Origin of the sequence: Paracoccus onchidii (genome assembly GCF_028294535.1) — a bacterium.
GTDB classification, from domain to species: Bacteria; Pseudomonadota; Alphaproteobacteria; order Rhodobacterales; family Rhodobacteraceae; genus Paracoccus; species Paracoccus onchidii.
In genome coordinates this window covers 105,184-123,878 of the sequence record NZ_JAQBIE010000003.1, presented here as the reverse complement: position 1 = coordinate 123,878, position 18,695 = coordinate 105,184, and the positions used below count along the sequence as shown (strand labels likewise).

The window sequence follows — 18,695 nt, the reverse complement described above, 5'->3', positions numbered from 1 at the left end:
TCACTCGCCAGGGCTGGTCGATGCGATTTCGCTGCGGTCGGCCCGGCTCAGCCGGAAAGGACGTTTTGGATGGCCGATACGAAGACCGCCAAACTACTGCTCAGGGATTCCGAATACGAGCTGCCGATCCTCAGCCCCACCAAAGGGCCTGATGTTCTGGATATCCGCAAGCTCTATGGCCAGTCGGATGTGTTCACCTATGATCCCGGGTTCACATCGACCGCCAGCTGCGATTCGACGATCACCTTCATCGATGGTGACAAGGGTGAGCTGTGGTATCGCGGCTATCCGATCGAACAGCTTGCCGGTCAGTCGAACTATCTCGAAGTGTGCTACCTGCTGCTTTACGGCGAATTGCCGACCGCAGAGCAGATGCAGGATTTCGAAAGCCGCGTCACCCGGCACACGATGGTGCATGAACAGATGCACAACTTCTTCCGTGGTTTCCGTCGCGATGCGCATCCGATGGCGACCATGGTGGGCGTCGTGGGCGCGATGTCGGCATTCTATCACGATTCGACCGATATCAGCGATCCGTGGCAGCGCGAGGTTGCATCGATTCGCCTGATCGCGAAACTGCCGACCATCGCGGCGATGGCATACAAATACTCGATCGGACAGCCCTTCGTGTATCCCAGCAACGAACTGGATTACGCGTCGAACTTCCTGAACATGTGCTTCTCGGTTCCGGCCGAGAAATACAATGTCGATCCGGCGCTGGCGCGTGCCATGGACCGCATCTTCACCTTGCATGCGGATCACGAACAGAACGCCTCGACCTCGACCGTGCGTCTGGCAGGGTCGTCGGGCGCGAACCCCTTCGCCTGTATCGCAGCGGGCATTGCCTGCCTGTGGGGTCCGGCGCATGGCGGCGCCAACCAGGCGTGTCTGGAAATGCTGCGCCAGATCGGCAGCGTGGAAAACATCCCGGAATACATCGCCCGCGCCAAGGACAAGGACGATCCCTTCCGCCTGATGGGCTTTGGCCACCGTGTCTACAAGAACTTCGACCCGCGCGCGAAGGTCATGAAGGAATCGGCGGACGAGGTTCTGGACCTGCTGGGCATCCACGACAACCCGACGCTGCAGGTTGCCAAGGAACTGGAAAAGATCGCGTTGGAGGACGACTACTTCGTTTCGAAGAAGCTGTATCCGAATGTCGATTTCTATTCGGGCATCATCCTTGAGGCGATGGGTTTCCCGACCTCGATGTTCACGCCGATCTTCGCGCTGTCGCGCACCGTCGGCTGGATTGCGCAGTGGAAGGAAATGATCGGCGATCCGCAGAACAAGATCGGCCGTCCGCGCCAGCTCTATGTCGGCTCGGACAAGCGCGACTATGTCGAGCTGTCCAAACGCTGAGACGGAAAGATCCGGTTTTGGGGCCCCTTCGGGGGCCCCTTTTCTTTGGGTATCTTGCATGGATGCAAACGCGGTGGCATGGGATGGCGCATGAATGACATGACACAGAAACTGGCGCTGGTGACCGGCGCATCACGCGGGCTGGGCGCGGCAATGGCCGAAGGGCTGGCCGCGCAGGGTTATCACGTTCTGGCGGTTGCCCGCACTGTCGGCGCGCTGGAAGAGCTGGATGACCGTATCCGTTCGGCGGGCGGGTCGGCCACGCTTGCCCCGATGGATATTGGCGAGGCTGCGGCTATGCAGCAGCTTGCGCAGGCCATTCAGGGTCGCTGGGGCGGGCTGGATGTCTGGGCGCATTGCGCCGTGCATGCCGCTCCGCTGTCGCCGGCGCCCCATATCGACGGCAAGGACTGGTCGAAATCGATGTTGATCAATGTCGAAGCCGTGCGCGGCATGATCGCATTGCTGGAACCGGCGCTTCGTGCCCGGTCGGGCATCGCGGTCTTTTTCGACGACAAGCGTGCAGGCGAAAAATTCTTCGGTGCCTATGGGGCGACCAAGGCCGCCCAGATCGCATTGGCGCGCAGCTGGCAGGCAGAAAACCGGAACATCGCGCCGCGTGTCATCATTGCCGATCCCGCGCCGATGCCGACCGCTGTGCGCGCGCGGTTCTTTCCCGGAGAAGACCGCGACAAGCTGGGCAATTGCCACGATGAGGCAGCCAAGATCATTGCCGCGATGTCATGAAAGGCAGGTCAGGCGCGTCGTCATTGCGCCTGACCTCGCCGGACGGGTCTAGTCACGCAAGGGACGTGTTGCCCGATCAAGCCAATCACGTTCGGCCGGGTCCAGATACGGCGACAGGGCATCGCGCACCATGGCATGATAGGCATCCAACCAGCCGATTTCGTGACGTGCCATCGCCCCCCGATCGACACAGCGCGTGTCGATCGGGCAGAGCGTCAGCGTTTCAAAACCCAGCATACTGCGGTTTTCTTCGGCCTCGACCTCGGTGACGATTACCAGATTCTCGATTCGGATGCCGAAGCTGCCTTCGCGGTAATAGCCTGGTTCGTTGGACAGGATCATCCCGGGTTGCAATGCCAGATCACTGGCGCGGCTGATGCGCACCGGGCCTTCGTGAACACATAGGGCCGCGCCGACCCCGTGGCCGGTTCCGTGGTCGTAATCCATTCCTTGCTGCCACAGATACTGGCGCGCCAGCGCATCCAGATGTGCCCCCGTCACCCCGACAGGAAAGCGGGCCTGGGTTAGCCCGATCATTCCTCGTAATACGGCTGTATAGGGCGCAATTGTCTCTGCGGGTGGGCTGCCTATCGGCAGCGTCCGGGTGATGTCGGTCGTGCCATTGCGATATTGGCCGCCGGAATCCAGAAGCAGCATGTCATCGGTGCCGATCTTGCGATTCGATCCTTGCGTGACACGGTAATGGACGATGGCCCCATTCGGCCCGGCGCCACAGATCGTGTCGAAGCTGATGTCGAAGACCCCGGCTACGCGGCGATACTCTTCCAGTTGCTTGACGACATCGATCTCGGTCAGGGTGCCGGCGGGTTGACGATCCAGCCAGGCCAACAGGCGCACCATTGCCACGCCATCGGCAAGATGGGCCTCGCGCATCCCCCGCAGTTCTGCCGGGTTCTTGCGGGATTTTGGCATGATGACCGGGTCGGGGGCGGGCATGATGCGTGTGGATGCACGTTCCAGTAATCTGAACGCGGCCTCGGGCGCGGTGGCGGGGTCAATGCGCACTGGCCCCGTCAGGTCCAGCAGCGCGGCTGTCAGACCATCGGGATGCAGAATCGACACCTCATCGCCAAGAAACCGGCGGAGATCATCGTCGAACTTGGCGGGATCGCTGAACAAGGTGACATGGCCGCTGTCGCTGAGCACTGCGAAGCCCTGCACAACGGGGTTCTTGGGCAGGTCGTTGCCCCGGATGTTCAGCAGCCAGGAAATCGAATCCGGCAATGACAGGAATGCCGCCGCCTGACCATGCTTGCGCAAATCGGCGGCAAGGCGCGCGCGCTTGTCTGCAGCAGTCTCGCCTGAAAACGCGATTTCGTGCGGGCGGGCCTGGCCGACAGGCGGGGCGGGGCGATCGGCCCAGATCGCATCGACAGGGTTGTGTTCCGCGGCGATGAGGCCAAGGCCGCTGCCCGCAAGGCCCCGTTCCATCGCCTCTATTTCCTTGCGGGTATGCAGCCAGGGATCAAACCCGACCCGCCCGCCCGCCGGCATCGATTGGCGCAGCCAGTTCGAGGGCCGGGTTTCAGGCCAGGGAACCGGCGTGAAATGGGCCGGATCGACCTGTTCCTTGACCTGCACCCGATACCGCCCGTCGATGAACACCCCAGCCTGATCGCGCGTGACAATTGCAAACCCTGCGCTGCCGGTAAAGCCGGTCAGCCAGGCCAAGCGCGCATCGGCATCGGCAACATACTCGCCTTGATGGGCGTCCGCGCGCGGCACGATAAAGGCGTCTATTCCGTCTTGCGCCATCTGGCTGCGCAGCTGGGCAAGACGGGCGGCGTGATCGCCCTGTCCGCCGGGGTCGTCAAACGTCTGGAATGTCAAAGTTCGATGGCCTTCATGACTTCGGGTTCGATGATCTGAACGCCGGGCAGGCCGGCGCGCAAGGCATCAGCCGATTGTTCCAGCAGCGGAAAGGTCTTGTAATGGCAGGGGATGACGGTTTTGAAATCAAAGTACTTTTTCGCGGCATAGGCGGCGCGCTTCATGTCCATGGTGAAATGGCCCCCCGCGCAAAGAATACCGATATCGGGCTGGTGATATTCACCCATCCATTCCATGTCGGCCATGATGTCGGTATCGCCGCTGACATAGATCGTGTGACCTTCGCCGGCAATCATGAAGCCCGATTCATGCCCCGCATAGATCGGCCCATCGGCCCCGTCCAGTGAGCTGGAATGGGAGGCATTGACCATGGTCACCTGCGCGCCCCCCAGATCAATCGTGCCGCCCTTGTTAAAGCCGATGCCTTCGATCCCCTGATGATTGGACCAGCTGTTGACCAGATCATAGATGCCTGCCACCGGTATCCCAAGCTCTTTCGCGATGGAAAGCGTATCGCCGGAATGATCGCCATGGCCATGCGTCAGCAGAATATGCGTTGCGCCCCGGATCGCATCGCCACGCTGGTGTTCAGGGAAGACCGGGTTGCCCGAAAGCCATGGGTCGATCAGGATCACGGCGTTTTCGATTTCCAGGCGAAAGCCGGAATGTCCAAGCCAGGTCAGTTTCATGTCTGCCTCCTAGGGGTGTCAGGATGTCTTCGGCAGGTTAGCTGCGCGACCGGATGCTGGCCAGCACCCGATGGTGGATAATTCACGCAGGTGCCGCGTCGTCCAGCCGCAGGCGCAGCCGTTCGCGCCCCCCCCAGGTCGAAAGTTCCAGCTTGCCCGCCAGATGAAAGCGACGCCCCTTGGCACCGATCAGCGCCGGCCCAAGCGGGCTGTTCATCGCCCCCCAGGCCACCGCCTCCATCCTGGCCGACCCAGCACTGCGGAAATTCAGCCGCAAGTGATTTTCGCCCATCGTACTTGCGCTGTCGATCAGCTGATCGGCGAAAACGAAACGAGGCGCGGGCGCTGCCTGGCCATAGGGGCCGGCATCTTCCAGCTGGCGAAGCATCGCGGGTGTCGCCCCTGAGGGTTCCAGCAGACCGGACACCCGCATTTCGCCAACGGCATCGCGATTCTCAAGATCATGTTTCAGCAATTCGCCCAGCCGATCCATTGCGGCCTCGATCTTGTCCGCCTCGACCGTAAGGCCGGCGGCCATTTCATGCCCGCCCCCCTTCAACAGCAAACCTTCGCGGGCGAGACGTTGTATTGCACGGCCGAGATCGACACCCGGCACTGATCGTGCGGATCCCTTGCCGATGCCATGTTCGATGCCGATCACGACAGAAGGGCGGTCCGTGGCCTCCTTGATGCGTGCGGCGACGATCCCGACCACGCCGGGGTGCCAGCCATCGCCCGCGGCCCATGACAGGGCGCTATCGCCGCGCGCCTCAACCTGTGCCAGGGCCTCTTCGCGCACCGCAGCCTCGATCGCGCGGCGGTCGCGGTTCAGGTCATCCAGCTGGCCCGCCAGCCGAACGGCTTCGGTCGCGTCACGGGTCGACAGGCACAGCGCACCCAGATCCGCGCGACCGACGCGCCCCCCGGCATTGATCCGCGGGCCCAGCAGAAAGCCAAGATGAAACGCATTCGGCGGCCCGTCCAGCCGCGCCACATCCGACAGCGCGACCAGACCGGGGCGCTGCCTGCGGGCCATCACATCCAGCCCCGTGCGCACAAAGGCGCGGTTCACACCGATCAGCGGCGCGACATCGGCCACGGTCGCCAATGCGACCAGATCCAGCATCGGCATCAGCGCGGGCTCGGGCCTGCCCAGACGGCGCAGAACGCGCCCGGCCTGCACCAGTGTTAGAAACACCACCCCGGCAGCGCACAGATGCCCAAGGGTGCCATCCTCGTCCGCACGATTCGGGTTCACCACGGCAAGGGCAGGCGGCAGCGTCTCGCCGCCCAGATGGTGATCCAGCACGATCACATCCGCCGCGCTGGCGGCTGCCAGTGCTTCATGACTCAGGGTGCCGCAATCGACGCAGATGATCAGATCGTGCCGTGCTGCCAGATCGGTCATCGCAGGCACGTTCGGCCCATATCCCTCATCGATCCGATCGGGGATATACAGTGTCGCATCGCGACCCTGCTGGCGCAGCCAGTCCAGCAACAGCGCCGCAGAGGTGCCCCCATCCACATCATAATCGGCAAAGATTGCGATCCGCTGATCCTGGGTGGCGGCGGCCACGATCCGCTCGGCCGCCGCTTCCATGTCGCGCAGCGTCAGGGGGTCGGGCAACAGATCGCGCAGCTTGGGTGACAGGAACCCCTCGGCATCCTCTGCTTCGACGCCGCGTTCGGCCAGAACCCGCGCCACGGGAAGGGGCAGCGCGGCTTTCTGCGCCAATCCCTCGGCCAACCGATCCAGCGTCGGCTCCGGCCCGACCCAGCGTCGCCCGGTCAGCGACTGTTCAACGCCCAGAAATGCCACGCGATCTCTTCTTCTTTGTCGAAATACCCTGGGGGAGTCCCGGAACGGGACGGGGGCAAAGCCCCCGATACCCCGCCTTACTTCACCGGGTTGCGATAGATCATGCGACGGACCGATCCGGTCTTGGACCGCATCAGGATCGTCTCGGTCTGCAGATAGCCCGGCTCGCGCTTGACACCTGCCACGATCGAGCCATTGGTCACGCCGGTCGCGGCAAAGATCACATCCGCGGTCACCAATTCGTCACGCGCATAGATCCGGTCCAGATCGGTGATCCCGGCCTTCCTCGCACGGCCCTTTTCGTCGTCGTTGCGGAACAGCAGGCGGCCCCACATCTGGCCGCCCATGCATTTCAGCGCGGCCGCCGCGAGAACGCCCTCGGGTGCGCCGCCGGACCCCATATACATGTCGATGCCGGTCATCTCGGCCTCGGCACAGTGGATCACGCCGGCGACATCGCCATCGGTGATCAGACGGATTGCGGCACCGGTCTCGCGGACCTCGGCGATCATGTCCTCATGGCGCGGACGCTCCAGGATGCAGACGGTGATGTCGCTTTCCTTGCAGCCGCGCGCGGCGGCCAGCGCGCGCACGCGTTCGGCCGGGCTCATGTCCAGGCTGACGACATCGACCGGATAGCCCGGCCCGATGGCCAGCTTGTCCATATAGACGTCGGGCGCGTGCAGCAGCGTGCCGCGCGGGGCCATGGCGATCACGGTCAGCGCGTTCGGCATGTCCTTGGCGGTCAGCGTGGTGCCTTCCAGCGGGTCCAGCGCGATGTCCACCTCGGGGCCCTGGCCGCTGCCGACCTCTTCGCCGATATACAACATCGGCGCTTCGTCGCGCTCGCCCTCGCCGATGACGACGACGCCCTTGATGTCCAGCATGTTCAGCTGGTCGCGCATCGCATTGACGGCGGCCTGATCGGCGGCCTTTTCGTCGCCGCGCCCGATCAGGCGTGCCGAGGCATGGGCGGCGGCTTCGCTGACGCGGGCCAGCCCCAAGGACAGCATACGATCATTGAAATCCTTGGGGGCGGTCATGGGCGTTATCCTCTTTACAACAAATCCGCTGGGGTTCTACGCGCCGCGTGTGACGCGGGCAAGACTGGGGGCGCTAACTGATCAGATTTCTGTCAGTTCCAGCGCAAGCGCATGGATGCGCGGCACGATATCGCCCAATGTGTTGTGGACCAGGCGGTGGCGCTGGATCCGGGTCAGATTTGCCAGTTCGGGGCTGGCCATCCGAATGCGGAAATGGCTCTGACCGCCTTCGCGGAAACCGGCATGGCCGCGATGGCTTTCGCTTTCATCGATTATTTCCAGTTGCGTGGGCCTGAGGACGGCAAGCCGTTGGCGCATCTCGTCAGCAATCATCCGCATAATCCTTAATCAAGACCTTTCATGTCGCTCGAAATAGATTAAACTGCCGCCTCCGAGTCGCAAAGGTGCCTAAGAATGAGCAGTAACGACCCGTTTGGTTTCGACATTTCCGCGGCCAAAGACAAGAAGCGTCGGTCCAAAGGCCGGCGCGGCATGTCCGGTGCCTTCGAGACGTCTACCCGTATATGTGACAAGGCGGGCTGCAACGAGCCTGCGCAATATCGCGCGCCCAAGAACCCGCGAAATCTGGATGATTATTTCTGGTTCTGCAAAGAACATGTTCGCGAATACAACGCGAACTGGAATTATTTCCAAGGCCAGAGCGAGGAAGAGTTCCAGGACTTTCTGGACAACGCCACCGTCTGGGAACGCCCGACCAAGCCCTTCAGCAAGGGGGCAAAGGAACAGGCCTGGGCGCGCCATGGTGTCAATGATCCGCTGGAAATTCTGGGAGCGAACGGCACCTCGGTCGAATCGCGTGCCAAGGTCAGCCGCAAACTGCCCCCGGCCGAACGCAAGGCGATCGAGATCCTCGAAGCCAAGGACAACTGGACCCGTGCCGAGATCCGCAAGCAATACAAGGCATTGGTCAAGGTGCTGCACCCGGACATGAATGGCGGAGACCGTTCCGACGAAGAGCGTCTGTCCGAGGTGGTCTGGGCATGGGATCAGGTGAAGGACAGTCGCTTCATCCGCGACTGATCCCTGTCGGGTCAGGCCGTATCGCGTTTGGCGCCGCGCGATACGCCAATGGCCAGAACCAGCGTCAACAACGCGATCATCACCACTGGCCAAGCCCCCCACCGCAGCCACATTGTCGGTTGCAGAGGGGCGGGCAATGTGGCGTCGATCTTGCCGGTGACGCCAAGGGGCAAGGTTTCGCGCAATTGCCCGCGCGCATCAATCACCGCGCTGACGCCGGTATTGGCGGCCCGCACCAGCGGCAGCCCTGATTCGATGGCGCGCAGCCGTGCCTGGGCTAGATGCTGATAGGGGCCGGAAAACGTCCCGAACCAACCGTCATTCGTGACCTGCAGGATCCAGTCGGGGCGTTCGGGCAGGTTCCGGATATGCTGGGGAAAGATTGCCTCGTAACAGATCAGAGGTTGAAAACCCGGAATGCCGGGCACTGACAGCAGTCGCGGTCCAGCCCCCGCAGAATAACCGTTCCCGGCCTGCGCGGCGAATGCCGAAATGCCCAGTCGCGCCAACGCATCCCCCCAAGGCATGTATTCACCAAACGGCACCAGGTGAAACTTGTCATACAGGGTTTGCAAATTTCCTTGGCGATCCAGAATCGCAAGGCTGTTGTAGAAGCGTGCGCCGTCGCGGCGCTGGATGCCAAGCGCCAGTGGCGCGGCGGCGTTTTCGGTGATTCGGGGCAGCAGCTCTGGCGCGTCATCCAGCAGGAAATTCACGGCCGTTTCGGGCCAGATGACCAGATCGCGCCGACCGGGTTCCGATGACAGGTCCATCAGTCGGCGAAAGAACACCGTGGACCATTCCGGGTCCCATTTCCGGTGCTGTTCGGCGTCGGGTTGGACGATACGCAGGATGACATCGCGATCCGGCGGCATCGACGATGAAAGCCGCGCCAATCCCGAGGCCCAACCCGCGCCCAACAGGATGATAGACATCAGGACACCGGGCAATATCCCAAGCAGGGAAGGTGACATACGCCGCCAGAACAGCCCCGGCAGCAGGGCGACCACCATCGTTATCAGGCTAAGACCGACCGCGCCGGCATAGGAGGCGAGCTGGGCGATCGGCGTGTCGATCCAGATATGCCCGCTGAGCGACCAGGGTAGCCCGGTAAAGATCCAGCCTCGTAACCAGTCCGAGAGAACCAGCGCCGCAGCCAGTGCCAGCATTCGGCTGCGCCAGTGCCCCGCCATGCGGTTGCTCAGCCAGGCCGGCAGGGCCCAGAACATCGCGCCGCCCGAAGCCATCAAAAGCAACGCAAACGGGGCCATCCAGCCATATCGTTCGGGTTCGACCAGAAAAGGTTCGACGATCCAGCTCATTGACAGGCCGAACCAGCCCAGCCCGGCTGCAAAGGCGTGCCAGAATGCGGCACCGGACTGGACACGGGCCAGACGCCACAACAGCACCGAAAAAGCTGCGATTGACGCGCCCCAGACCCCGAATGGCGCCAGACCCAACGCCGCGACCATGCCCAGCAGCAGATCCGGGAACAGTTGCATGGCGGAAGGTCGCCGCCCGCGCGACAGGCGCGGCGGGCTTGTCAGGTTTTTATGCGAAACACGCATTTGCGGGATCAGGCGTCGGCCTGATCCGCGCCTTCACCCGTTGCCTTGTCGGTTTCGGCGGGCGTGTCCTCGGCGGGTTCGGCCTTTTTGCGCCGTGTACGCTTTGGCTTGGGTTTTGCTTCTGCCTCTGTTTCCGTGGTCTCGGCGGCGGGCTCGGCCTTTTTGCGGCGCGTGCGCTTGGGTTTTGGCGCTTCTTCGACCGCCGGCTCGGCCGGGGCGTCGGAGACGGTTTCGGCGTCCGGGGCGGTGCTGTCCGCAGCGGGTTCAGGTTTGGCCTTGGGTTTGCGCGTGCGGGGTTTGCGGGCCTTGGGCTTGACCTCTTCGGTGTCGCCGTCCTGCTTGGGCGCACTGGCCGTTTCGGTTGCGCCAGCGGTGTTTTCGGCTTCGGCGGTGTCGGCTTTCTTGCGCCTGGTCCGCTTGGGTTTGGATTTTTCGGCGGGTGCCGGCTCGGTCGTGGTGCTGTCCGAGGGGGCGCTTTCCGTGGCCGATTCGCCAGATGCGTCTTCCGTGGTGACGGCAGGGGGCTCAGGTGCGTTCTCAGCTGGCGCGGTTTCAGCCGTGTTTTCGGGGGTCGCGTTGTCCTCGGTCGTTTTGGCGCGCCGACGGCTGCGCGAACGGCGCGCCGGCTTCTCCGCTGGTGCCGGTTCGGAGGTTTCCACCGAAGTGCTATCGGAATTGTCGGTGTCATTCTGCTCGGTGATCTCTGCCGATGCAGAGGGGCGCAGTTCGACCAGCATGAATTGCGGAACATGATCGCCCATGCCCATGACGGCAGGTCCACGGCTGTCATCATGGCGACCACGCCCGCGACGGCGGTCATCGCGATTCTGGTCGCGACGGTCCGAACGGTTCTGATCATCGCGGCGATCGTCACGGCGATTGCCGCGTCCGCCGGTATCCTTTTTCACCGAATCATCGCTGCGGCTGTCAGTGGCCTCTGCCGTGCGGGTTTCCTGGGGCTTGTCATCGTCGTTGCGATTGCGCCGACGCTTGTCGCGCCCACTGCCGCGACGGTCGTCGCGTTCAGGGCGATTGCTTGCAGACACGGTAAAGCCCTCGGGCACATCACTGCGCGGCAGGGTCTGCTTGACCAGGTTTTCGATCGCCGACAGGTATTTTTCGTCGGCGGGCGAGGCGATGCTGATGGCAGTGCCCTTGCGGCCCGCACGTCCGGTGCGGCCGATCCGGTGCACATAGTCCTCGGCGTGGCTGGGCAGGTCAAAATTGAAGACATGGCTGACGGCAGGAATATCCAGACCGCGTGCCGCAACATCCGATGCGATCAAGAGTTTCAGATTTCCGTCACGAAAGCCTTCAAGGGTTTTCGTACGGTGGTTCTGGTCGAGATCGCCATGAATCGGAGCGGCGTCATAGCCATGCTTTTTCAGCGATTTGGCGACGATATCGACATCGGTCTTGCGGTTGCAGAACACGATGGCATTGGTCAGGGTTTCGCCTTCGGCATCGATCAGGGCGCGCAGCAGGTCGCGTTTGTGCTTGGCTGTCTGGTCGCGGCGGGCAGGCGCGATTTCGATCAGTTTCTGGGTGATCGTTTCGCTGGTCGTGGCTTGGCGCGCAACTTCGATACGTTCGGGGGCGTGCAAGAAAGTATTGGTGATCCGCTCGATCTCGGGGGCCATGGTGGCGCTGAAAAACAGCGTCTGGCGCGTAAATGGTGTCAGCTGGAAGATGCGTTCGATATCGGGAATGAAGCCCATGTCCAGCATCCGGTCGGCTTCGTCCACGACCATGATCTGAACACCGGTCAGCAACAGCTTGCCGCGCTCGAAATGATCCAGCAGGCGGCCAGGGGTGGCGATCAGAACGTCAACACCGCGATCGATCAGCTTGTCTTGTTCGCCAAAGCTGACCCCACCAATCAACAGCGCCTTGGTCAGCCGCGTGTTTTTTGCGTAGATGTCAAAATTCTCGGCGACTTGCGCGGCCAGTTCGCGCGTCGGGCACAGCACCAGCGAACGTGGCATCCGCGCGCGCGCGCGCCCACGCCCAAGCAGGGTGATCATCGGCAGGGTAAAGCTGGCCGTCTTGCCGGTGCCGGTCTGAGCGATGCCCAGAACATCGCGCCCTGCCAGAGCGGGCGGAATGGCGCCGGCCTGAATCGGGGTCGGATGTTCATATCCCGCATCGGCCACAGCCTGCAGGACCTTGGGGTCAAGTTTCAGATCGGTAAATTTCGTCATTCGGAGCTTTCCGTGCTGCCGCGCCCGATGCGCGATGCGTTCCATGCCGCCCGGCAATTCCGGCTGGGTGGCTTCGGTGGGACGCAATTCCGCACGCCCCTTCGGTCGACACGCCGGATGCGTGCCATGTTTCGCCTAGACCAAAGCGTGAATAAGGTCAATGATTGCGCAAGAAACCTCGCCCAAAGGGCAGGTTCGGCGGAACCATTCGGTATGATGCGGGTTCGCTTTCATCATCAGGGCAGGGGTATCCATGGCGACAGAGCTGACTGGCGGACTGAACCCGATGCAGGCATTTGCGGTGATCGGAATCGCGGGTGTCGGCGCACAATGGCTGGCCTGGCGATTCCGACTTCCGGCGATCGTGCTGATGCTGGCGGCGGGGTTGTTCCTTGGGCCGGTGACAGGGATTTTCGTCCCGTCGCGCGACATCGGCGATCTGGTCGCGCCGATGATTTCGCTGGCCGTGGCGGTCATTTTGTTCGAGGGCGGCTTGACGCTGAGCGTCAAGAAGCTTGCCGATGCGCGCCCCGGTGTCCGCAGGCTGGTTTACATCGGCGCGCCGCTTGGCTGGCTGATTTCCGCGCTGACGCTGGTTTTCGTGGCGGGGCTGGGCTGGGAATCGGCCATCGTGTTCGGTGGCATCATGATCGTGACCGGGCCGACGGTCATCGCCCCGCTGTTGCGGCAGGCCAAGCTGCGGTCGCGACCCGCCCAGATCCTGCAATGGGAAGGCATCGTCAATGACCCGATCGGCGCGCTGGTTGCTGTGGTGGCGTTGGAAATCGTGCTGGTGCGCAACACGGGCGTCACCTGGGGCGAGGCTTTGGCCCAGCTGGTATTGGGCATTGGCTTTGCGGCGGTGATCGGTGTGTTGGCGGGCTATCTGGTGGTCCAGTCATTCCGTCGCGGCTGGGTGCCTGAATACATGAAGGTGCCGCTGCTGTTCGTGGCGGTTCTTGGGGTTTTTGCCGGCTCTGACAGCCTGTTGCATGAAAGCGGGTTGCTTGCGGTCACAGTGATGGGGCTGGTGGTCGCGAATGCCGATTTGCCCAGCTATCACGAGTTGCACCGGTTCAAGGAACACGCGACGATCCTGTTGGTTTCCGGGGTGTTCATCCTGCTTGCGGCGGGGATCCAGTTCGAAACGCTGGCACAGCTGGATTGGTGGCGCGCGGGTCTGTTCGTGGCGGCGGTGGTGCTGATTGCACGACCGATCACCGTGATGCTGTCGCTGGTCGGAACGAACCTGCCGCTAAAGGAACGGCTGTTGATCGCCTTTACCGGGCCGCGGGGGGTGGTTCTGGTCGCGGTTTCGGGGATTTTTGCAGAACGTCTTGTCGGAGAGGGGATCGAGGACGGCGCGCTGATTGCGCCCTTGGCCTTTGTGCTGGTGCTTGTGACCGTGGTGCTTCACGGCTTTACGCTGGCACCGCTGGCGCGGCGGATGGGGCTGACCTCGGGCGATCGGCCGGGCCTTCTGGTCGTTGGCGGGTCGTTATTCGCGACGGGCTTGGCGAAGGCGCTGGAAAAGGCCGATGTGAATGTGCTGATCACCGATACCAACCGCGACCACCTGCGCACGGCAAGGGCCGTCGGCGTCCAGACCTTCTATGGGGACATCCTGGGGGATGCGGCCGAGCATAATGTCGAATTCATCGCATATGGGGCGATCCTGGCCGCTTCGGACAATGACGCCTATAACACCCTGGTCGCCACTGACCTTGCGCCGGAATTCGGGCGCGACGCGATCTGGCAGCTGGCGCGTCACAAGGAAGACCGGGCGCGTCACGCATTGCCCTCGCAACTGGGCGGCCAGACGATCGATGGCAACCGGACGCTGGCGCAATACCTTGACATGCTGGGCGAGGGCTGGGTTTTCCGTACCACGCGACTGACCGAGGAATACCGGTTGGACGCATGGCGCGACGCCCGGCCCGGTGCGGTTCCATTGGCCGTGGTGCAGAACGAACAGCTTTGGTTCGTGACCGCAGAGGAAGATCTGGTCGACAAGCCGGACATCAGGATCGTGTCCATGTTGCCCCCCGATGTGGCCGAACAGATCGAGAAGGAAAATGAAGCCCAGGCCAAACCCCATGACACGGCCAAAGAGGTCGCGCGCGCCGAGGCCGAGGCCGTCAAACGCGGCGAAGGCAATGGTAGCGTGCCGGGCGGAGAAAGCCCGGATGCGGCAAAGAAGCTGCGCGATGCCAACCGCGACGATCCCGATCTGATCCAGACGCAAGGGGATGCCACCGGGGCGAAAGGCGCAAAGCGCGAGCCACCCCAGTCGGACCCGGACGCCGACCTTGACGATGATTGAACCGGCACCCGAGCGGGCGAAGGCGATTGCGCCCTGTTGACCTTTGCCGCTTGCAGGCGTTAACCCCCGAGGGTCAGTCAGGAAGCCGATCATGAACCTTTTCACCGATCTTCGCGGCGTCGTCGTCGAGGCGCTGGATCAGATGTCTCTTGCCGGAGAGCTGCCCTCGGGGCTTGATTACCGCAATGTCGCCGTTGAGCCTCCGCGCGATCCGGCGCATGGCGACATGGCCACCAATGCCGCGATGGTTCTGGCAAAACCCGCCAGGATGAAGCCGCGCGATATTGCCGACAAGCTGGCGGCGCGCCTGACCGATCCACGAATCGCCAGCGCCGAGGTGGCCGGGCCGGGCTTTTTGAACCTGCGCCTTGCGCCCGCCGTCTGGCACGGCGTTCTGACCAACGCCATCCGTCAGGGTGCGGATTTCGGGCGCTCGGACATTGGCGGCAACCAGAAGGTCAATGTCGAATTCGTCAGCGCGAACCCCACCGGGCCCATGCATGTCGGTCATGTGCGTGGCGCGGTATTCGGTGATGCGCTGGCCAATCTGCTGGCTTTCTCGGGGCATGATGTCACGCGCGAATATTACATCAATGATGGTGGGGCGCAGGTCGATGTTCTGGCGCGCTCGGCCTTCGAGAGGTATCGCGAAGCCAACGGGCTGGAACCCGAGATTCGCGAAGGTCTCTATCCCGGTGACTACCTGATTCCCGTCGGCGAGGCGCTCAAGGCCAAATACGGCGATTCACTGCTGGATAAGCCCGAAGATGACTGGCTGATTGAGGTTCGCGAATTCGCGACCGAAGCCATGATGCAGATGATCCGTCAGGATCTGGAGGCTCTGGGCGTTCGCATGGATGTCTATTCCAGCGAAAAGGCGCTTTATGGCACCGGCAAGATCGAGGCGGCGATCGAGCGGTTGAACAGCCTTGGGTTGATCTATCGCGGTGTGCTGGAACCTCCAAAGGGCAAGCTGCCCGAAGACTGGGAAGCCCGTGAACAATTGCTGTTCAAATCCAGCGCGCATGGCGATGATGTGGACCGCCCGATCCAGAAATCGGATGGCGCATGGACCTATTTTGCGCCCGACATCGCCTATCACTGGGACAAGATCGACCGCGGCTTTGATCAGCTGATCGACGTGTTCGGCGCCGATCACGGCGGCTATGTCAAACGTATGAACGCGGCGGTGAAGGCGCTGTCGAACGGGCGTGTCCCCTTGGATGTCAAGCTGATCCAGCTGGTCAAGCTGTTCAAGAATGGCGAGCCGTTCAAGATGTCGAAACGTGCCGGCACTTTCGTGACATTGCGCGATGTCGTCGAAGAGGCGGGGGCCGATGTGACCCGCTTTATCATGCTGAACCGCAAGAATGACGCATCGCTTGACTTTGACTTTGCCACGGTTCTGGAACAGTCCAAGGATAACCCCGTCTGGTATGTGCAATATGCCAGTGCGCGGGTTCATTCGGTGCTGCGTCGCGCCGCCGAAGCGGGAATCGATGTGTCCGACACGGCGCTGACCGGTGCCGATCTGACCGCAATTTCGCATCCCGCCGAGCTTGACTTGGCCAGAAAAGTTGCCGAATGGCCACGCTTGGTCGAACACGCTGCCCGCGCGCATGAGCCGCATCGGATCGCATTTTTCCTTTTCGAAATCGCATCCGACCTGCATTCCTTGTGGAACCGGGGCAATGATGACGTCAGTCTGCGCTTTGTGCAGGATGGTGATTCGGCAACGACACAGGCAAAAATCGCGCTTGTTCGGGCAGTTGGCGTTGTCATTTCAAGTGGTCTCGCTATCCTTGGCGTCACTCCGGCGAAAGAAATGCGCTGAACAAACGGCGCCGCCCCGGGGTGTAAGAGCAGTCAACGGTAAAGTCGGATTAACCGGCAGACAGGCAGGCTATGGCAGTGATGGATTTCCGCGAAGGCGGGTATGTGTTTTCGCGTCACAAGGTGCGGCGCGAGTTCTCGTATGATCAACATGGTGCGGATGGCGGTCAGGCCGATGACGATCACAGCCGCTTTGTCGCCGACCCCGACGGCGCAGACAGCTTTTCGGCGCGTATCGGCCGTCTGACCCATTATCTGGGCGCGCTGGCCTCGGTGGCGCTGATGGTCGGCTTGCTGGCATGGGGCTGGCAGCTGGTGTCGCGCGACGTTTCCGGCGTGCCGGTCATCCGTGCCGTTGCCGGCGATGCACGCACCACCCCCGATGACCCGGGCGGAGAGCTGGCCAGCTATACCGGATATGCCGTGAACGGTGTTGCCGAAGGCGCGCTGGAACAGCCGACTTCGCAGGTTGCCATCGCCCCGGCGGCGGGTGCGCTGACCGAAGAAGACGTCGCCATGGGCGAATTCGGCGCGGCAGCCCACGAGCCCGCCAACCCGTCCGATGCACCGTTGAATTTCGATGGCGAGCCGATCGTCCCGCTTTCCGACAGCGAGGCGCAGGCATTGGCCGAGGCGCAGGTCGCTGCCGAAGCGGCGCGTCTGGCGCTGATTGCCGAAACCGAAGCCGCCATCATTGACGCGCCTGCCACCGAAGGACCGGTGAACGAGGTCGTTACCGACGAAAACGGCGATCCGGCCCAGACCGACGCCATCACGGCGGCACTGGCCGAGGCCCAGGCAGCCGCGAATCCGGGGCTGTTGCAGGCTTCGACGCGTCCCGCCCCGCGTCCGCGCACCATGCGCGTGGCGTCCGCCGGAACCACCGCGACCGATGCGCGCCCTGTTGCGCCCGAACCGGCCCCGGCTGCCCCTGTCGCTGCGGCTTCGGCAAATGGTCCGCTGGTTCAGATCGGCGCGTTTGACAGCAATGCCATCGCCGGAAACGAATGGAACCGTTTGACGGGCAAGTTCGGTTCGCTGTTCTCGGGCAAGGGGCAGGTGATCCAACAACATCAATCAAACGGGCGCACCTTCTGGCGCCTGCGCGTGGCCGGCTTTGATTCGATCGGCGAAGCACGCCAGTTCTGTTCGGCGCTGAAATCTGGCGGCACGGATTGTCTGGCCTTGGCACGCTGAGGGACGGGAAGATGACGCATAGCGCCACGATCCTGGGCGGTATCGCCGGAACCGAGCTGACCCCGTCCGAGCGCGACTTTTTTCGCGCGGCCGATCCCTGGGGGTTTATCTTGTTCGCGCGCAATGTTGCTTCGCCCGAACAGATGCGCCGCCTGACCGGGGATCTGCGCGATGCCGTGGGCCGCGATGCCGTGATCACCGTTGACCAAGAGGGCGGGCGCGTTCAGCGCCTGCGTGCGCCGCATTGGCAGGAATGGCCGGCACCATTGGATCAGGCCGCTGCGGGCGCCCGCGCGATGTGGCTGCGTTATTACCTGATCGGTCGCGAATTGCGCGATGTCGGCATCGATTCGGACTGCGCCCCGACGCTGGATGTCGCGCAACCGGATACGCATCCCTTCCTGCGCAACCGCTGTTTGGGAAGCGACCCGGAAACAGTCGCATGGCTGGGTCGCGAGGTCGCCGATGGTCTGTTGGCTGCCGGTGTCTTGCCGGTCATGAAACATATGCCTGGCCATGGACGGGCGATTGCCGACAGCCACCATTCCCTGCCGCACAGTGCCGCCGAGCTGGCGGATCTTGATGCGCTTGACTTTGCGCCGTTTCGTGCGCTGGCGGATTTGCCGATGGGCATGACCGCGCATATCCGGCTGGATGTCGTTGACAGCAGGCCCGCCACGGCCTCGGCACCGGTTGTGAAGCTGATCCGCGAGAAGATCGGATTTGACGGTTTGCTGATGACCGATGACATCACCATGCAGGCCCTGTCAGGAACCGAGGCCGAACGCGCGCAGGTGGCGATCGAGGCCGGGTGTGATCTGGTTCTGCACTGCAATGGCGACATCGCCAGCATGGAACCCGTTGTGGCCAGTGCCGGACCTATGGCGGCGGCCACGCAACGGCGCGCCGATGCGGCGCTGGCGATGCGGCGGGAACCGCAGGACTTGGACCGGCAAGCGCTGATGGCGGAATGGCGGTCGCTGACGGGTGATCTGGCCGCGACTTGACTCGCGCGGTGCTT

General features: G+C 62.8%; 13 protein-coding genes and 1 pseudogene. 7 read left to right on the top strand and 7 right to left on the bottom strand.

Features of this window, described 5'->3' with window-relative positions; translation table 11 throughout:
* Nucleotides 1-69: 69 nt before the first annotated feature.
* Together gltA and PAF17_RS03320 are read left to right on the top strand one after the other, a co-directional pair.
* Complete coding sequence (gene gltA / locus PAF17_RS03325; protein WP_271887660.1) at nt 70-1,362, top strand: citrate synthase; 1,293 nt, start codon at nt 70-72, stop codon at nt 1,360-1,362.
* Nucleotides 1,363-1,461: 99 nt separating this feature from the next.
* Complete coding sequence (locus PAF17_RS03320; protein ID WP_408636365.1) at nt 1,462-2,109, top strand: SDR family NAD(P)-dependent oxidoreductase; 648 nt, start codon at nt 1,462-1,464, stop codon at nt 2,107-2,109.
* 48 nt (nt 2,110-2,157) lie between these two features.
* On the opposite strand, the gene PAF17_RS03315 is transcribed toward PAF17_RS03320, so the two are convergent.
* From PAF17_RS03315 to PAF17_RS03295, 5 genes are all read right to left on the bottom strand, one after another.
* A complete protein-coding gene (locus PAF17_RS03315) occupies nt 2,158-3,960 on the bottom strand; it encodes an aminopeptidase P family protein (RefSeq protein WP_271887658.1) in 1,803 nt (600 codons plus the stop codon).
* Nucleotides 3,957-4,649 carry a metal-dependent hydrolase gene (locus PAF17_RS03310; protein ID WP_271887657.1) on the bottom strand — a complete coding sequence of 231 codons (693 nt, stop codon included), beginning with the start codon at nt 4,647-4,649 and terminating at the stop codon, nt 3,957-3,959. The genes PAF17_RS03315 and PAF17_RS03310 overlap by 4 nt, the downstream gene beginning before the upstream one ends.
* Before the next feature lie 82 nt (nt 4,650-4,731).
* A complete protein-coding gene (recJ, locus tag PAF17_RS03305) occupies nt 4,732-6,468 on the bottom strand; it encodes a single-stranded-DNA-specific exonuclease RecJ (protein ID WP_271887656.1) in 1,737 nt (578 codons plus the stop codon).
* Nucleotides 6,469-6,545: 77 nt separating this feature from the next.
* Nucleotides 6,546-7,511, bottom strand: a complete 966-nt coding sequence (gene glpX / locus PAF17_RS03300; protein WP_271887655.1) for a class II fructose-bisphosphatase — start codon at nt 7,509-7,511, stop codon at nt 6,546-6,548.
* An 81-nt stretch (nt 7,512-7,592) separates the two neighbouring features.
* Entirely contained in the window at nt 7,593-7,844 is a 252-nt protein-coding gene (locus tag PAF17_RS03295; protein WP_271887654.1) for a BolA family protein, read from the bottom strand.
* Between the two features lie 81 nt (nt 7,845-7,925).
* On the opposite strand from PAF17_RS03295, the gene PAF17_RS03290 reads away from it, so the two are divergent.
* On the top strand, nt 7,926-8,552 hold the full coding sequence (locus tag PAF17_RS03290) for a J domain-containing protein (protein WP_271887653.1): 627 nt from the start codon (nt 7,926-7,928) through the stop codon (nt 8,550-8,552).
* Nucleotides 8,553-8,563: 11 nt separating this feature from the next.
* On the opposite strand, the gene lnt is transcribed toward PAF17_RS03290, so the two are convergent.
* Together lnt and PAF17_RS03280 are read right to left on the bottom strand one after the other, a co-directional pair.
* Nucleotides 8,564-10,054, bottom strand: a complete 1,491-nt coding sequence (gene lnt, locus PAF17_RS03285; RefSeq protein WP_271887652.1) for an apolipoprotein N-acyltransferase — start codon at nt 10,052-10,054, stop codon at nt 8,564-8,566.
* Between the two features lie 755 nt (nt 10,055-10,809).
* A pseudogene (locus PAF17_RS03280) lies at nt 10,810-12,321 on the bottom strand (DEAD/DEAH box helicase); the annotation flags it as partial.
* 253 nt (nt 12,322-12,574) lie between these two features.
* Here PAF17_RS03280 and PAF17_RS03275 point away from each other — a divergent pair.
* From PAF17_RS03275 to nagZ, 4 genes are all read left to right on the top strand, one after another.
* The gene (locus PAF17_RS03275; protein ID WP_271887651.1) at nt 12,575-14,644 is read left to right on the top strand and encodes a cation:proton antiporter; all 2,070 of its coding nucleotides are present in this window, start codon (nt 12,575-12,577) and stop codon (nt 14,642-14,644) included.
* Between the two features lie 91 nt (nt 14,645-14,735).
* Entirely contained in the window at nt 14,736-16,478 is a 1,743-nt protein-coding gene (gene argS / locus PAF17_RS03270; protein WP_271887650.1) for an arginine--tRNA ligase, read from the top strand.
* Nucleotides 16,479-16,549: 71 nt separating this feature from the next.
* Entirely contained in the window at nt 16,550-17,674 is a 1,125-nt protein-coding gene (locus PAF17_RS03265) for an SPOR domain-containing protein (protein ID WP_271887649.1), read from the top strand.
* Nucleotides 17,675-17,685: 11 nt separating this feature from the next.
* Nucleotides 17,686-18,681, top strand: coding sequence for a beta-N-acetylhexosaminidase (gene nagZ / locus PAF17_RS03260; protein ID WP_271887648.1), 996 nt, complete (start codon nt 17,686-17,688; stop codon nt 18,679-18,681).
* The last annotated feature ends 14 nt before the right edge of the window (nt 18,682-18,695 follow it).

Coding starts and splice junctions, on each gene's coding strand:
- PAF17_RS03310 (WP_271887657.1), bottom strand. CDS start 4,649: ATGAAACTGACCTGGCTTGGACATTCCGGCTTTCGCCTGGAAATCGAA.
- PAF17_RS03295 (WP_271887654.1), bottom strand. CDS start 7,844: ATGATTGCTGACGAGATGCGCCAACGGCTTGCCGTCCTCAGGCCCACG.
- PAF17_RS03275 (WP_271887651.1), top strand. CDS start 12,575: ATGGCGACAGAGCTGACTGGCGGACTGAACCCGATGCAGGCATTTGCG.
- nagZ (WP_271887648.1), top strand. CDS start 17,686: ATGACGCATAGCGCCACGATCCTGGGCGGTATCGCCGGAACCGAGCTG.
- PAF17_RS03290 (WP_271887653.1), top strand. CDS start 7,926: ATGAGCAGTAACGACCCGTTTGGTTTCGACATTTCCGCGGCCAAAGAC.
- PAF17_RS03265 (WP_271887649.1), top strand. CDS start 16,550: ATGGCAGTGATGGATTTCCGCGAAGGCGGGTATGTGTTTTCGCGTCAC.
- lnt (WP_271887652.1), bottom strand. CDS start 10,054: ATGCAACTGTTCCCGGATCTGCTGCTGGGCATGGTCGCGGCGTTGGGT.
- glpX (WP_271887655.1), bottom strand. CDS start 7,511: ATGACCGCCCCCAAGGATTTCAATGATCGTATGCTGTCCTTGGGGCTG.
- gltA (WP_271887660.1), top strand. CDS start 70: ATGGCCGATACGAAGACCGCCAAACTACTGCTCAGGGATTCCGAATAC.
- PAF17_RS03320 (WP_408636365.1), top strand. CDS start 1,462: ATGACACAGAAACTGGCGCTGGTGACCGGCGCATCACGCGGGCTGGGC.
- argS (WP_271887650.1), top strand. CDS start 14,736: ATGAACCTTTTCACCGATCTTCGCGGCGTCGTCGTCGAGGCGCTGGAT.